Source organism: Allocoprobacillus halotolerans, assembly GCF_024399475.1.
Classification (GTDB): Bacteria; Bacillota_I; Bacilli_A; order Erysipelotrichales; family Coprobacillaceae; genus Allocoprobacillus; species Allocoprobacillus halotolerans.
The window spans coordinates 570,632-585,473 of the sequence record NZ_CP101620.1 but is presented as its reverse complement, the minus strand read 5'-3'; the positions used below and the strand labels follow the sequence as shown (position 1 = coordinate 585,473).

General features: G+C 32.5%; 14 protein-coding genes and 2 pseudogenes. 13 read left to right on the top strand and 3 right to left on the bottom strand.

Annotation, left to right across the window (positions count from 1 at the left end):
* From NMU03_RS03625 to NMU03_RS03595, 7 genes and pseudogenes are all read left to right on the top strand, one after another.
* Positions 1 to 597 carry a V-type ATP synthase subunit E gene (locus NMU03_RS03625; protein ID WP_290141328.1) on the top strand — a complete coding sequence of 199 codons (597 nt, stop codon included), beginning with the start codon at positions 1 to 3 and terminating at the stop codon, positions 595 to 597.
* Between the two features lie 17 nt (positions 598 to 614).
* Positions 615 to 2,366, top strand: coding sequence for a V-type ATP synthase subunit A (locus tag NMU03_RS03620; RefSeq protein WP_290141327.1), 1,752 nt, complete (start codon positions 615 to 617; stop codon positions 2,364 to 2,366).
* A 14-nt stretch (positions 2,367 to 2,380) separates the two neighbouring features.
* Positions 2,381 to 3,829: a V-type ATP synthase subunit B gene (locus NMU03_RS03615; RefSeq protein WP_290141326.1), complete on the top strand. Its 1,449-nt coding sequence runs from the start codon at positions 2,381 to 2,383 to the stop codon at positions 3,827 to 3,829.
* Positions 3,822 to 4,462 (top strand): annotated as a pseudogene (locus tag NMU03_RS03610) (V-type ATP synthase subunit D). Before NMU03_RS03615 ends, NMU03_RS03610 begins: the two are co-directional and overlap by 8 nt.
* Before the next feature lie 85 nt (positions 4,463 to 4,547).
* Entirely contained in the window at positions 4,548 to 4,958 is a 411-nt protein-coding gene (locus tag NMU03_RS03605; RefSeq protein ID WP_290141325.1) for a hypothetical protein, read from the top strand.
* Positions 4,959 to 4,986: 28 nt separating this feature from the next.
* Positions 4,987 to 5,804: pseudogene (locus NMU03_RS17545) on the top strand (glycerophosphoryl diester phosphodiesterase membrane domain-containing protein); the annotation flags it as partial.
* Complete coding sequence (locus NMU03_RS03595) at positions 5,790 to 6,824, top strand: glycerophosphodiester phosphodiesterase family protein (RefSeq protein WP_435372943.1); 1,035 nt, start codon at positions 5,790 to 5,792, stop codon at positions 6,822 to 6,824. The pseudogene NMU03_RS17545 and the gene NMU03_RS03595, both read left to right, overlap by 15 nt.
* 18 nt (positions 6,825 to 6,842) lie before the next feature.
* Here NMU03_RS03595 and asnB read toward each other — a convergent pair whose 3' ends face one another.
* Positions 6,843 to 8,639 (bottom strand): asparagine synthase (glutamine-hydrolyzing), encoded by a 1,797-nt coding sequence (gene asnB / locus NMU03_RS03590; RefSeq protein WP_290141324.1) that lies wholly within the window; start codon positions 8,637 to 8,639, stop codon positions 6,843 to 6,845.
* A gap of 124 nt (positions 8,640 to 8,763) precedes the next feature.
* Between asnB and NMU03_RS03585 the strand changes: the two genes are divergently transcribed.
* The 3 genes from NMU03_RS03585 (at position 8,764) to tnpA (ending at position 11,451) form a co-directional block, all read left to right on the top strand.
* Positions 8,764 to 9,891, top strand: a complete 1,128-nt coding sequence (locus NMU03_RS03585; RefSeq protein WP_290141323.1) for a helicase-related protein — start codon at positions 8,764 to 8,766, stop codon at positions 9,889 to 9,891.
* 17 nt (positions 9,892 to 9,908) lie between these two features.
* Positions 9,909 to 10,487 carry a phosphoribosyltransferase family protein gene (locus tag NMU03_RS03580; protein ID WP_290141322.1) on the top strand — a complete coding sequence of 193 codons (579 nt, stop codon included), beginning with the start codon at positions 9,909 to 9,911 and terminating at the stop codon, positions 10,485 to 10,487.
* A gap of 445 nt (positions 10,488 to 10,932) precedes the next feature.
* Positions 10,933 to 11,451 carry an IS200/IS605 family transposase gene (tnpA, locus tag NMU03_RS03575; RefSeq protein ID WP_290141321.1) on the top strand — a complete coding sequence of 173 codons (519 nt, stop codon included), beginning with the start codon at positions 10,933 to 10,935 and terminating at the stop codon, positions 11,449 to 11,451.
* Between the two features lie 142 nt (positions 11,452 to 11,593).
* On the opposite strand, the gene NMU03_RS03570 is transcribed toward tnpA, so the two are convergent.
* The gene (locus NMU03_RS03570) at positions 11,594 to 12,514 is read right to left on the bottom strand and encodes a helix-turn-helix transcriptional regulator (RefSeq protein ID WP_290141320.1); all 921 of its coding nucleotides are present in this window, start codon (positions 12,512 to 12,514) and stop codon (positions 11,594 to 11,596) included.
* An 8-nt stretch (positions 12,515 to 12,522) separates the two neighbouring features.
* Entirely contained in the window at positions 12,523 to 12,897 is a 375-nt protein-coding gene (locus tag NMU03_RS03565; RefSeq protein WP_290141319.1) for an ArsR/SmtB family transcription factor, read from the bottom strand.
* A gap of 245 nt (positions 12,898 to 13,142) precedes the next feature.
* On the opposite strand from NMU03_RS03565, the gene NMU03_RS03560 reads away from it, so the two are divergent.
* From NMU03_RS03560 to NMU03_RS03550, 3 genes are read left to right on the top strand one after another with little or no spacing between them, the layout of a single operon-like run.
* A complete protein-coding gene (locus NMU03_RS03560; RefSeq protein ID WP_290141318.1) occupies positions 13,143 to 13,286 on the top strand; it encodes a hypothetical protein in 144 nt (47 codons plus the stop codon).
* On the top strand, positions 13,283 to 14,266 hold the full coding sequence (locus NMU03_RS03555) for an IS1634 family transposase (protein ID WP_290141317.1): 984 nt from the start codon (positions 13,283 to 13,285) through the stop codon (positions 14,264 to 14,266). Before NMU03_RS03560 ends, NMU03_RS03555 begins: the two co-directional genes overlap by 4 nt.
* Positions 14,263 to 14,790, top strand: coding sequence for an IS1634 family transposase (locus NMU03_RS03550; RefSeq protein WP_290141316.1), 528 nt, complete (start codon positions 14,263 to 14,265; stop codon positions 14,788 to 14,790). The genes NMU03_RS03555 and NMU03_RS03550 overlap by 4 nt, the downstream gene beginning before the upstream one ends.
* The last annotated feature ends 52 nt before the right edge of the window (positions 14,791 to 14,842 follow it).

Genomic DNA, 14,842 nt, shown 5'->3' with positions numbered 1-14,842 from the left:
ATGCAAAATATTGATCAAGTATTTCTCTATATGAAAGATGAAATTGAAAGACAAGCAAAAAGTGAAGAACAGGCAATTTTAAATGAAGTGAAAGCTCTTGAGGAAGAAGCTTATGAATCAATGAAAGCTGAAGCTAAAAAAGATGCTGATTTAAAATTGAAACAAGAAGAAGAGGAAATGAGTTCTAATGCTTCTGCTGAAATTTCTGAAAGTCATATTGAAAGAACAAAAAAATTAATTGAAAAAAGAGATGAATATGTAAAAAACATCTTTGATCAAGCACGTGATGAATTAAAAGCTTTTGTGAAAAGTGCAGATTATATGCCTTTTGTAGAAGCAAAGATTCAACGTGTTGCTGATAACTTTAAAGATTCACAATCTATCATGTATGTATCTCATGAGGATTTAGCTCATAAAGCTGCTTTTGTGAAAGCTTTTGGACAAGATATTGAAGTTCAAGCTAGTGATGATATTACGATTGGTGGATTTATTCTTGAAAATAAAGCATCTTCTTTAGTGGTTGATGAAACATTAGATTTTGCTTTAAATAATCAAAGAGAATGGTTTAATAAAAATTCTGGATTAATTATTAGATAGAAACGGGAGGTATGAGTGTGAATGAAAATGTAATTTATTCAATCAATGGTCCCGTTGTTACAGTCAAAGATACAAATGCCTTTTCTATGTTAGAAATGGTTTATGTTGGTCATGCCAGATTGATTGGAGAAGTTATTTCTATTAAAAAAGAACTTACAACAATTCAGGTTTATGAAACAACAACAGGATTAAAGCCGGGAGAACCAGTTTATGGAACAGGGCAACCTATTTCTGTAACTTTAGGGCCTGGGATTTTAAGAAATATTTTCGATGGAATTGAAAGACCACTAGAAGAAATTGCGAAAGAATCTGGTGCTTTTATTCCTACTGGTAGCCATGTTGATCCATTGGATAAAGATAAATTATGGGATGTGACAATGGTTGCTAAAGTTGGCGATGAAGTCAAAGGTGGAGATATTTATGCAACAATTCCTGAAACAGACTTAATTACGCATAAATGTATGGTTTCACCTTATACAAAAGGAAAAGTTATTGAAGTTGCGCCATCTGGTCAATATAAGATTGATGATGTGGTGATGAAAATTGCAACTGAAGATGGACAAATTGTGGAATGTACTTTAACCCAGAAATGGCCAATTAAGCAAGCAAGACCAGTTTCAAAACGTTTACCAATTTCAATGCCACTTGTAACTGGACAACGTGTTATTGATACTTTGTTCCCAATTGCAAAAGGGGGAACAGCAGCGATTCCTGGAGGTTTCGGTACAGGAAAAACAATGACTCAGCACCAATTAGCAAAATGGTGTGATGCCGATATTATCGTTTATGTGGGATGTGGAGAACGTGGTAATGAAATGACACAAGTTCTTGAAGAATTTAGAGAATTGATTGACCCAAAATCAAATCGACCTTTAACTGACAGAACAGTCTTAATTGCTAATACGTCTAACATGCCAGTAGCTGCTCGTGAGGCTTCTATTTATACAGGAGTTACACTTGCTGAATATTATCGTGATATGGGTTACCATGTTGCCATCATGGCGGATTCAACTTCTCGTTGGGCAGAAGCTTTACGTGAGATTTCTGGACGTTTGGAAGAAATGCCTGCTGAAGAAGGGTTCCCAGCATACTTGCCATCACGTTTATCACAATTCTATGAACGTGCTGGATATATGAATAACTTAAATGGAACAAAAGGTTCAGTGACAATTATCGGTGCCGTATCACCACAAGGATCAGATTTCTCTGAACCAGTAACCCAAAATACAAAACGTTTCGTACGTACTTTCTGGGCATTAGATAAAGCCTTAGCCTATGCGCGTCATTACTTTGCGATTAACTGGAATCAAAGTTATAGTGAATATGTGCCTGATCTTGAAAGATGGTTCAATAAAAATGTTGATTCTAAATTCTTAAGAGATCGTCAGGAATTATCAAGTATTTTAGCTGAAGAAACAAAATTAATGGAAATCGTTAAATTAATGGGTTCTGATGTTTTACCTGATGATCAAAAATTAGTGATCGAAGTTGCTAAACTTGTGCGTGTTGGTTATTTACAACAAAATGCTTTCCATCCTGATGATACTTATGTACCACTTGAAAAACAGTTAAAGATGATGGAAGTTATCTTATACTTATACAAACGTGGTAAAGAAGTTGTCAGTGCTGGAAAACCAATTCGTTTGATTTTGGAAACAGGTATTTTTGATCGTGTTGTCAAAATGAAATATGATGTTCCAAATAATAATTTAGATTTATTTGATAATTATTATAAAGAAATTGATGAAGCAGTTGCATCTATTGACTAAAGGAGGAATAAGTGATGAGTCTACAATATGTAGGGTTGAGCGAAATTAATGGTTCATTAGTCGTATTAGATCATGTTAAAGATGCTTCATATGACGAAATGGTCGAATTACAATTAAAAGATGGTTCAACTCGTTTAGGACGTATCGTTCAAATTGAAGGAGAAAGAGTGGTTGTTCAGGTTTTTGAGGGAACAAACTCTTTATCTCTTGCTAATACAAAAACAAGATTATTAGGTCATCCAATGGAACTTCCTGTATCTAAAGAAATTTTAGGGCGTGTATTCTCAGGAGCAGGAAAACCAATTGATGGACTTGGTGATATTTATGCTGAAAAATCTATGGATATTAATGGTCAGCCATTAAATCCGGTTGCACGTGTTTATCCAAGAAACTATATTAATACAGGTATTTCATCTATTGACTGTTTAACAACATTGATTCGTGGACAAAAATTACCAATTTTCTCTGGTTCAGGGTTACCACACAATCAATTAGCTGTTCAAATTGTTAAACAAGCCAAAGTTAAAGATGATGATGGTAGTGGATTTGCAGTTGTTTTTGCCGCAATGGGTGTGACAAATGACGTTGCTGAATATTTCAGACGTTCTTTTGAAGAAGCTGGCGTTATGCAAAGAGTTGTCATGTTCTTGAACTTATCTAATGATCCAATCATTGAACGTACATTAACACCTCGTTGTGCTTTAACTGCCGCTGAATATTTGGCTTATGAACATGATATGCATGTTTTGGTTATTTATACAGATGTCACTTCATATTGTGAAGCTTTACGTGAATTCTCATCAAGTAAAGGTGAAATTCCAGGACGTAAAGGTTATCCAGGATATTTATATTCTGACTTAGCTTCTTTATATGAAAGAGCTGGTATTTCTAAATCAGCCAAAGGTTCAGTGACACAAATCCCAATTCTCACAATGCCTAACAATGATATTACACACCCTGTACCAGACTTAACTGGATACATTACAGAAGGACAGATTACACTTGATTCAGAATTGAATTCAATGGGTATCTATCCACCAGTGAGTGTTCTTCCATCACTTTCACGTTTGATGAAAGATGGTATTGGTGAAGGTTATACAAGAAAAGATCATTCAGATGTATCTAACCAGTTATTTGCTGCTTATGCACATGTCCAGGATGTTAAATCATTGACATCAGTTATTGGTGAAGATGAATTAACACCAGTGGATAGAAAATATATGGAATTTGGACGTTTATTTGAACAACATTTCCTTAATCAAGGCTTCAATACAAACCGATCTATTGAAGAAACATTGGATTTAGGATGGACATTATTATCAGTTCTTCCTAAAAATGAATTGGATCGTATTGATAATGCCGTATTAGAACAATTCTACGATCATGAAAAAGCAGTAGCTCAATTTGATCTTCAAGAAGATACAATGATTAAAGAGTTACAACAGGCAGTAGATAATGGCTAATCAAGTCTTTCCAACGAAAGGAAATCTTATCGCAACCAAAAAGTCATTAGAGCTTGCTTATTTGGGTTATGACTTAATGGATAAAAAAGAAATGTTCTCATCAAGGAAATGATGAATTTATTAGATGATGTTAAATTGATTAGAGATGATATTACTGATTCTTATCAAAAAGCATATTATGCTCTTCAAGAAGCCAATATGTCACTAGGTATTATTAGTGATATTGTTGAGGCTGTACCTATTGACGAAGGAATAAGTGTAACTTATCGAAGTGTTATGGGAGTAGAAATTCCAAAAGTCAATTATGAAAAGACACCACTTCGTTTAGGTTATGGTTTTGAAAGAGCTAACTCTAAAGTGGATTATGCTTATCGTTGTTTCTATCATGTTAAAGAGTTGACAGTTAAACTTGCAGAAATAGAAAATGCTGTGTATCGTTTAGCCAATGCTATTCGTAAGACACAAAAACGTGCGAATGCTTTACAAAACATTTCTATTCCTGAATTTGAAAGAACAGTGAAATTTATTAGTGAATCATTAGATGAAAAAGATCGTGAAGAATTCTCTCGTCAAAAAGTTATCAAGACACAGAAAAATAAACAAGAAAGATTAAAACAGGAACAAGATCAGTAATGGTCTTGTTTTCTTTTATAAAATATTAAGAATTTATTAAGAAAGTTTTCAGTTCAATTCACTATACTATGATAGGGTGATCAATATGAAAAGAAAAATAGCTATGACAATCATTTTTATAATCAGTTTATCAACGATGTTTATGTCCTGGTTTGGTGGACAAAAGGGAATACAGGATATATCGGGATTTATTTTAATGGACAATCCCATTGCAGTGACATGTATCATCTTGACACTTGTCGGAATATGGACACATTTTGGACATACCAGTTATATGTTAAGTTGTATTGGTTTAATAGGATTATTAGCAATGGAAATTTATGAATTTTTCACATGGCATATCTTAACAATTTCTGGAGCTTTTAATTTCAGTTTAAGTCTAGAACTTTGTTATCCTGAATTTTATATTGCTTTGATGAGTACCATAGTTACATTTTTGATTTATAAATATTATTTTTGGAAAAGAGATTTGACAAACTTAGAAGATTATGTATGATAGAGGGAAAAGGGGATGATGAGTGAATATGAAAAAGTATGGTTCTTTAGTGAAAAATATTTTACAATTTACTGTAATATACAAACTTATCATCCTCTTTGCTTTCAGTCCTCTTTTAAGATTAGTTTTAAAAGAATATTTAAAAAAGGTTTCAGTAAGTATTGCATTTAATCAAAATATGATAGAAGTATTTTTATCATTTCAAGGAATTATTATTTTATTGATTCTTCTTTTAGCAATGATGTTTTTAATTTATTATAATTTATATGTTGTGATTCAAATCATAACTTTAGAACATCAACAAAAAAATATCAACTCAAAGAAATCGTTTTAAAGAGCTTTTTAAATCTTAAAAATATTCATAAACCAACATTTTTATTAAGTGGTTTATATATGTTATTATTGTTGCCACTGGTGCATGTAGGATATATTAATAATTATGTACCAAGATGGGATATACCAGCTTTTATTTTTGGTGAACTTCAATTAACACAGAGTGGTCAATTTTTAATTCTTCTTATTTATTTTCTTTATTATAGCTTGTTCATTATAACGATATTTGTTCCTTTATATCTTTCTTTAGAGCGTATTTCTTTTATTCAGGCTATTCAAAAAGGATGGTTGTTACTTAAAAAAGTAACGATTCAACAAAAATTAATGTTACTCATATCAATGATTGTATGGATTGTGGTAGAAAATGGAATCATGGGTATGTTAACTTATCCATTATTACATAATCGTGATTTTAATATTTATTTTTTGAAATATTTTATTCATTTTACATCTTTTCGTTATAGTGTTTTACAATATATTGGGATTTATTTATTGACAATGCTGGGAATGATTTTCTTTTTGAATTATCTGATTTCACTATTTTGTCAATATGAAACAGAAATAAAAACAATCCAAGATTTAGATATGGATACTTCACATTTGCAACAATTCTTAACACGTTTTCAAAAAGGATCAGGAGAAACATTAGCAAGTCTTAAGCAAAGTTTATCACAAATACATTGGATTCAAACTTATCAAAAATATATTAAAATTGCCTGTGTTATATGTGTTGGAATTGTGGCTATTATCTATTTTCATCAGGATTTAAGACTCCACAAGCCATATGTGATAGGACATCGTGGTTCTGGTTATGCTATTGAAAATACTTTTGAAGCGGTTGAAAATGCCAAAATATGCGGTGGAGATTTTGCTGAAATTGATATCCAGTTATCAAAAGATGGCATTCCTGTTGTTTATCATGATACAACAATGTCTAGATTATCCGATAGTTCTTCACCAGTGGCAGATTTAACAGCTACACAATTTGAAGATGTGACATTAAAATCATCACAAATGACAGCACATCCTGTGACTTTAGAACATTTGATTCAAAAAATACAACAACAGCACCTTCATATCAAATTATTGATTGAATTAAAACCAAATGATGAAAACTATCAAGAAATGATTGATCAGGTTAGTCAAATTGTCAATCAATATCAATTTTCTTCACAATCCATGTTTATGTCATTGCATTATCCCACTGTTGCCTATTTGCATCGTCTTTATCCCGATTGGTGGGTAGGCTATTGCATTTATGGAAGTATTGGTGATATTGATGCAAGTATATGGAGTATGGATATTGATTTTCTCGCTATTGAACAAAGTCGAGCGAGTACTTCTTTGATTCAAAAAGCGATTTCTCAGATGATTCCTATTTATGTTTGGACAGTGGATGATGAAAAGAAAATGCGTCAATATTTAGATATGGGAGTCAGTGGCTTAATTACCAATTATCCTGATCTTGGACGACAGGTTATTGATTCTTATTTGCAGGAGCATCCACATTCCTATTATGAAGAAAATATATAAAAAAGCAGGATGCCCTGCTTAAAATTCAAGTTGAATATGATAAATTTGCCCCCATAGATAGATTTGATAGAAATAGGCCATGAGTTGTGGACCCATCATCAGTTGTCCAAACCAAGGCGCTGAAAAACTTTGACCATGTGTTTGAATGAAGTTTTCAAGTTTTTGTCTATCGAAAAATTGAAATAAAAGATTGGAAGGATCCTTAAGGGATTCTTTTAATTTTTCTTCAATAAGTTGTTCATAAAGAGGAGAATAGGTTTTAGGATAAGGATTCTTTTTACGATGAATAATATCTTCAGGTAAAAAATCAGCGAAAGCTTGACGAAGAATACCTTTTTCTTCTCCTTTATAAAACATATATTCTTCAGGCATATTGTAAAGATATTGTAGTATTTCAGTCGATGCAAATGGAACTCTCACTTCCAAAGAAGCACGCATTGTTTGGCTATCAGCACGTGTGAGTAATGTTTGCATGAACCATTGTGTATTTAAATAAATGAGTTGTTTTTTACGATTATCAGTATGAATTTCTTGTAATGTTTCTTGATAACGTTGAATAATATAATCTTTTAAATGTAATTTTTGAACTTTATCATTAAACATATCAAGTTTTTGATCTAAGTCACGCATCCATGGAAAATATGGTAATTGGTATAGCTCTGGTTTATAAAACCAAGGATAACCACCAAAAATTTCATCTGCACATTCTCCAGATAATGCCACTTTATTTTCTTTGGCAATGGCTTTTGAAAAGAGTAAAAAACTGGCATCAATGTCTGCCATTCCTGGCATATCTCTAGCAATCAAAGATTCTTTTAAAGTTTCAATTAAATCAGTTTGTTTTAAAACGATAGAATGATGATGAGTTGAATAACGTGTGACCATCTGATGAATATATTCATCATCCATTGTTGTTTGATAATCATAGGCTTGAAAATATTTATTTTGATCTTCATAAGTCACACTATACGTGGAAAGTGGGTGGATATATTGAGATGTAACAGCCGTGATAATGCTGGAATCTAATCCACCTGACAACATTGTTGATAAAGGGACATCACTTAATAATTGGTGCTGAATGCTTTTGATGACAAGATGACGAACATGTTGAATGGTTTCTGGTAAATCTTCATCATGTGATGCATCATGTAATTTCCAATAACAATGAACCTGTATATCTTTTTGAAAATAGAGGTAATAGCCAGGTCTTAAGGCATAAATGTTTTTATAAACTGTATGCCCTGGTGTTAAACTTGGTCCCAATCCTAAGAGTTCTTTCACACCCTTTTCATCAACGATAGCTTGACCAAGATAACTTAAAAGACTTTTGATTTCACTGGCAATAACCAAAGTTCCATTTTGTAAGGTATAGTAAAGAGGTTTAACACCTAGAGGATCTCTAGCAGCAAAGAGTTTTTCACCATCATCTATCGCAAACGCAAAAATTCCTTCCAATAAATCAAGACAATGTTCCTGATATTCAATATAGGCAGCTAAAATAACCTCACTATCACTCATTGTTTGAAATGTATATCCACGTTCAATCAATTGATTTTTGATTTCTGTCATATTATAAATTTCTCCATTATAAGTCATGCGATAAGTACGGTCATGATGCGTATAAAGAATTGGTTGGTGTCCATTTTTTAAATCAATAATAGCTAAACGTGTATGTCCCATTAAACAATGGGGTGTCATAAAATATCCCATATGATCAGGACCACGTTTGTGTAAAAGTTTTGTCATTGTCATGATTTTCTCATCATAATCAAGTAAATGTTTCGTATAATTACAAATTGTTATAATACCACACATAGATTTCACCCCATATATTGTATGAAATGTTTAAAAAATTATGAGAAGAATTTGAGAAAAAGATAAGACAAAGTTGAGATTTTTCAAGTGTTATCTGTGCTATGATACTAGTGGGTGATGAAAAGTGGAATGTCCAAGATGTCATAATCGAAATGTTAATCGTTTATACAAGTTAAACGGAAAGTACTATTGTCGAGAATGTATTGCTTTCCATCGTGTTTTTGTTGATGAAAAGATCGTGCCTGAAGGTTTTCAATATCCATCCAAAGCAGTTCAATATCATCTTGATTTTGAATTGTCTGCATCACAAAAACAAATATCCAGACAACTTGTGGAAAATTACCAAAACCAACTTCATTCTTTAGTTCTTGCTGTTTGTGGCTCAGGAAAAACTGAGATTGTCTTTGAACTTATTCAGTATGCCCTTGAACAAGGTCATCGTGTCTGTTTTTGTATCCCTAGAAAAGAACTCGTTAAAGAGTTGTATCAAAGAATTTATCATTCCTTTCGATTTGTTGATATTGGCTTAGTTTATGGTGGGCACACTGAAAATATTGAAGCACAGTTTATCATTTGTACCATGCATCAGTTATATCGTTTTGAAAGTACTGGTTTTGATTTAATTATTGCTGATGAAGTGGACGCATTTCCGTTTTATGGAAATCGTGTTTTACAGGAAATTTTTACAAATTGTTGTAGAGGAAATTATGTAAAACTCAGTGCAACATTTGTGAAAGAGGATATTCATCAAGAAGAATTACTAATAATGAATCGAAGATACCATGGCTATGATCTTCCAGTACCTCGATTGATGATTTGTCCTCGTTGTTTACAAATTTTCATAATCCATCTTTTACTCTGGAAATGGAAGAAGAAAGTAATTATTTATGTTCCTTTTGTCAAGGATGTTGATAAAGTGGTTCACCAATTACGTTGCTTTAGAGTGAAAGGCGTGTCTTCTATGCATAAGCATAATCAAGAAAATCTAGAAGCCTTGAAAAATGGCGATATAGATGTGATTGTATCTACAACATTGCTGGAACGAGGCATTACAGTAGAAGATGTGCAAGTCATTGTTTATCATGGAGAAGATAATTTATTTGATTGTCGCACATTAATTCAAATTGCTGGGCGTGTAGGACGTAAAATCTCTCATCCTCAAGGTCATGTTTATATTCTGTCCTGTGAACATACCTCCTCTATAAGACAATGCATTCATACTATCAAAGATCTCAACACAATGAATGTTTAATTTGTCATACACCCCTCTTGCAGCAAATTTCTTTAGTTTCTTTTTTAAGTCCAGTTCCTCTTTGTCAAAAATGTTTAGCACAATTTGAAGTTATTGATATTCAAACAACTTTTCATCACCATCCTTTAAGAATTCTTTATAAATACAATGATTTTTTTAAATCACTTCTTTATCAATATAAGGGACTCTATGACTATGCTTTAAAAGATGCGTTTTTATGTTCTTATTTACCCTATTTGAAAACAAAATATCACGATTTTATCGTTGCAGTAGCTCCCAGCTCAATTGAAGAAAATGAAAAGCGAGGTTTTGCACCCATGCAAGGTATTGCGGAATCATTTTCATCGCATGTTTTTACGGGACTTTATAAGAAAGAAGCGTATAAACAAAGTCGTTTGTCATTTGAAGAAAGAAAGACAGTGAAAGAAAAAATCGGTATTCATTATCAAGAACAACTTCAAGGAAAAAAGGTCTTAGTTTTTGATGATGTTATGACATCATCTGCTACTTTAGCAGCTTGTCTATCTCTTGTTGAAAAGGGAAATCCTCAATGTATAGAGCTGCTCGTTTTGTCTACCAAACACCATTCTTTTTGATTGAAGTGTACATTTCTTTAAGGAGATGTACACTTTTAAAAAATAATGGCTATTTTTAAGGATAGTACAGCAAGATATTTTTTAATATGAATATGTTTTTTTCAATAAAAAAATACGAGTATAACTAAAACATCGCATAAATACTGTAATAAAAGGTAAAACAGACATTAGATAGAAAGAAATTTACAACGATATTACAACAAATGAAAGAGCCCTATATACGATTTGCAGAATAAAAAAGATATTTCAAATGAATATCTTTTTTTATTTAAATATTCATACTAGTATGAATATATTGACTTTAGTCAGTTGAGCATACAAAGTATGCGAAACAAAAAACCACCTGCTATGCGGGTGGAGCGATAAAAAGTTATACAAAATATCACCTTTCCATTATAATGAAAGTGTTCAAGCTATCATTATAGGAAAGGAAAGGTGATAAAGTATGGCTCAAAAAACAAATTCTTTGGCACATACGAAGTGGATGTGCAAATATCACATCGTCTTCACTCCAAAGTATAGACGAAAAGTGATTTATAATCAACTAAGAAATGACATAGGAGAGATATTAAGGACATTATGCCGATATAAAGGAGTAGAAATCATAGAAGGGCATCTGATGGCAGATCATGTCCATATATTAGTGATGATACCACCAAAATTAAGTGTATCATCATTCATGGGATACCTAAAAGGAAAATCGGCACTGATGATATTTGATCGACATGCAAATCTGAAATATAAATATGGAAACAGACATTTCTGGGCAGAAGGATATTATGTGAGCACAGTGGGATTGAATGATGCAACGGTCGCAAAATATATAAGGGAACAAGAGCGACATGACATAGCGATGGACAAACTCAGTGTGAAAGAATATCAAAATCCATTTGAAGACAGAGAAATAGAAAAAGAGAAGAAAAAACAGGAGAAAAAGAAAAAGACAGTTAAGAAAGAGAAATAATCCCTTTGAGGGATAGCGAGAGTCAAAAGCGATAGCTTGAACGAAGTGAAAGCAGCGCCTTTAGACGCGAGCAAGTAACAAAGGCTTATAGTCGCAGAGAAAACCACGCCTTTTAGGCGTGGTTTTTATTGTGAATCAATTTTTATTTTAATTTGCTTGAATGAAATATTCGATACTCTGTCGGTAAAACATTATAATATTCCTTAAAAGTTTTAGAAAATTTACTTTGGCTTTCATAACCAACTTCTTTTGCAATTTCTTTTATACTTTTTGGTGTTTCCATTAGCAAATGGGTTGCAATTTTCATTCTGTGTTCTTTTATATGTGAGGCAATAGAAGTACCGTATACAGCTTTAAAGACAGACTTTAATGTAGTGGGATTGATAAGATACTTGCGTGCCATTTCATCTATTGTTATCCGTTGGCTTATATTATCCAACAAGTATTTGTGTATACTGCGAACAATTTCAACTTGTTCAGATTGATATTCAGACAATCGTTTTTCTGTATTGAAAGATAATTTACTTAGATACAGTAAGAGTTCTATTACTTTTATTCGCCAATAGGCAAGCTGAAATTCTTTTGGCTGATGGTAGAATGATGAAAAGATAGCGTCTGTTTCTTCATTACCAATAAAAGCTGAAAAATTTCCATCTTTACAAAATTTATCAAGTATACTGTTTCCTGTAATCCCAGTGTTTTTTAATAATTCTGGTGGTTCTTCTAAAAGGCTATTTAAGTCAATATAAATGGTAATTCCCTCATAGTATTCATTAGGTAAAGTTATCGTAGAGGTAGAACAACATTCCATTGTATGTAATGAAAAATCATGTTTCCCTAAATAAACACTATTTCCATTAGACATTTTCCATCCAATTCTTCCTTTATGGCAGTAATTGATTTCTAAGATATGTCTTAACGGCTCATGTGCATCAGTATGTTTGTTGCCAGTTAATGACATAAAAGCAAGTTTTATACCTTTATATAAATCATAACTAACTATATGATATTTATTAGAAAGTTCTTGTATACTTTTTTCTAATGTTACGATTTCGCTGCTCATAATATTATTTACTCCTTATGTTCAGGGCAAGTAATCATCAAGATTCTTTCAATCATTTTATGTAATAATATACTTTGCTCTGTATTTGCTGACTTATAGTAAACCTCTTTCCCTACCCGTCTACTAGAAACTAAACCTTTGTTTCGTAACGCTCTGAGATGATGAGATATGGCAGGACTGGTCATTTTCATCATTGCAGATAGATTTAGGACACATTCCTCACAATGACATAAAAGCCAAAACAAACGAATGCGTGTAGGATCGCTTAATTGTTTAAATAATTCTGAAACTATTTGAAAGTGCTGAATATCATCAAGCTGTTCTAATAATTTAGTATTATCAATTTCGTTATGATGATTATGTGGTAACTTCATATAAGACATATACAATCTTCCTTTCATTTTGCCCTGTTTAGAAATGTGTTTCGCCCATTTAGCAGGTAATTACATATCTCTATTGACTTTAGGTTATGAGAGAATTATACCATTAACTTTTCAAGAAAAGATAACTAAATAGAAAATAAACTTATTAAAGCGTAAAAATGTCGATAAAAAGATTGTTTTTACGCTTTTATTCTGTCTGAATTTATGATATAATTTAGTTATCTTAATAACTAAAGGAGATTGCCATGTTTCATAAAAATATTACTGTTAAAAAACCTGCCAATTCTGTTGTCTATCCTCGAAACAACTATGTCTATTTTAATTGTGAAAAGATTTACATCAAGGAAAAAAGCATAATCAAAATAAGAGGGTTCTTATTGGAAAGATGATTGATGATGAATTCATGATTCCTAATGACAATGCTAGAATCTATTTCCCTGAATGGTTCGAAAATGAAAAATCACCTGAAATGTCTGATACCATTTCTATTGGAAATACAATGGTCATTGATAGGATTATGAATGAGTCAGGTCTTTCATCGCTTCTTGATTCTATCTTCGATGATGATTCCTCTCTTATCAAGGATGTCATGCAATATATGATCATTGGTGAAACAACAGCCATTCAGCATTTTCCATCATTCATGAGGAGAATTCCCGTCTTTTCAAAACAGATATATAGCGATTCTTCCATAGGGAGGCTTCTCAAGGACAGGATCAAATTCAGAGATACCGATCTTTTCCTTAAGTCATGGAACAACATGCATAAAGGTGATGCCATATACATCAGCTATGACAGCACCAACATGAATACATATAGCGAGGGCATAGAAATTGCAGAACTAGGTCATGCAAAGGATGATGATGAAGTACCGATTGTAAATATGAGCTACTCCATTGATCAGAAAAATGGTACGCCACTATTCTATGAAACGTATATGGGGAGCATCATCGACAACAGTCAGCTGACATACATGGTGGACAGGGCAAAGGAATATGGATATGAAAATATCGGACTGATACTTGATAGAGGATATTTCAGTGCCAGAAACATAAGATATATAGAGAAAAAGGGATATGACCTTATAATGATGGTGAAAACCAATCAGAAAAAGATTAGTGAACTTATTACCAGACATAGGCTCAGCATAGCAAATCAGATAGATGCATATATAGAGAAATATGAAATCTATGGAAAGACAGTGAAGGCAAAACTGTATGATGATGAAAAGGAATACTATGTTCACATCTACTATGATGGCGAAAAGGCGAATGAACAGAGAAGTATGCTTTTGAATTCATACGCAAAGCTTGAAAGGGATCTGGAAAAAGAATTTCAAAGACAAAGCTCAACAGAAAAGAAGACATGAAAAGATTCGAAAAGGGATTCAGGATGTATTATGATGATAGCGGATATTTAAGGAAGTATACAAAGCTGAAGGAAAAGATACAGAAAGAAGCGGACATGATGGGATACTTTGCGATAGTGACAACGCAGGAAATGGGTGCAGGGGAAGCACTTGAAACATATAGAGACAGGGATACAGTTGAGAAACTGTTTAGAAGCCTGAAGAGTGAACTGGATTTTAATAAATTCAGAGTTCATGGAGATGCATCGATGGAATCAAAGATTTTTATTACATTCCTGGCAAATATAGTTAGAAATGAAGTATTCACAAAGACAAAGGAAATAAGAAGAAAAAACAAGAAAGACTATACAGTACCGGGAATCATACATGAGATGAATAAAATAGAGATAACAAGAGACAGCAGGAATGAGTATGTAAGAAGATATGGGTTAAGTCGAAAACAAAAAGAGATATTGAAACAATTTGGAATCACAGATGAAGATGTAAAGAACTATGTAAAAGAAATAAATGAAAAGATGAAATAATAAGGGAAAGATACAGCAATTGTATAGGCGGCAATAGCTGTATCTTTTTTCA

Excerpts from the sequence above, each read along its gene's own strand:
- NMU03_RS03625 (WP_290141328.1), top strand. The coding sequence starts at position 1 with ATGCAAAATATTGATCAAGTATTTCTCTATATGAAAGATGAAATTGAA.
- NMU03_RS03615 (WP_290141326.1), top strand. The coding sequence starts at position 2,381 with ATGAGTCTACAATATGTAGGGTTGAGCGAAATTAATGGTTCATTAGTC.
- NMU03_RS03605 (WP_290141325.1), top strand. The coding sequence starts at position 4,548 with ATGAAAAGAAAAATAGCTATGACAATCATTTTTATAATCAGTTTATCA.
- NMU03_RS03595 (WP_435372943.1), top strand. The coding sequence starts at position 5,790 with ATGCTGGGAATGATTTTCTTTTTGAATTATCTGATTTCACTATTTTGT.
- asnB (WP_290141324.1), bottom strand. The coding sequence starts at position 8,639 with ATGTGTGGTATTATAACAATTTGTAATTATACGAAACATTTACTTGAT.
- tnpA (WP_290141321.1), top strand. The coding sequence starts at position 10,933 with ATGGCTCAAAAAACAAATTCTTTGGCACATACGAAGTGGATGTGCAAA.
- NMU03_RS03570 (WP_290141320.1), bottom strand. The coding sequence starts at position 12,514 with ATGAGCAGCGAAATCGTAACATTAGAAAAAAGTATACAAGAACTTTCT.
- NMU03_RS03565 (WP_290141319.1), bottom strand. The coding sequence starts at position 12,897 with ATGTCTTATATGAAGTTACCACATAATCATCATAACGAAATTGATAAT.
- NMU03_RS03560 (WP_290141318.1), top strand. The coding sequence starts at position 13,143 with ATGTTTCATAAAAATATTACTGTTAAAAAACCTGCCAATTCTGTTGTC.
- NMU03_RS03555 (WP_290141317.1), top strand. The coding sequence starts at position 13,283 with ATGATTGATGATGAATTCATGATTCCTAATGACAATGCTAGAATCTAT.
- NMU03_RS03550 (WP_290141316.1), top strand. The coding sequence starts at position 14,263 with ATGAAAAGATTCGAAAAGGGATTCAGGATGTATTATGATGATAGCGGA.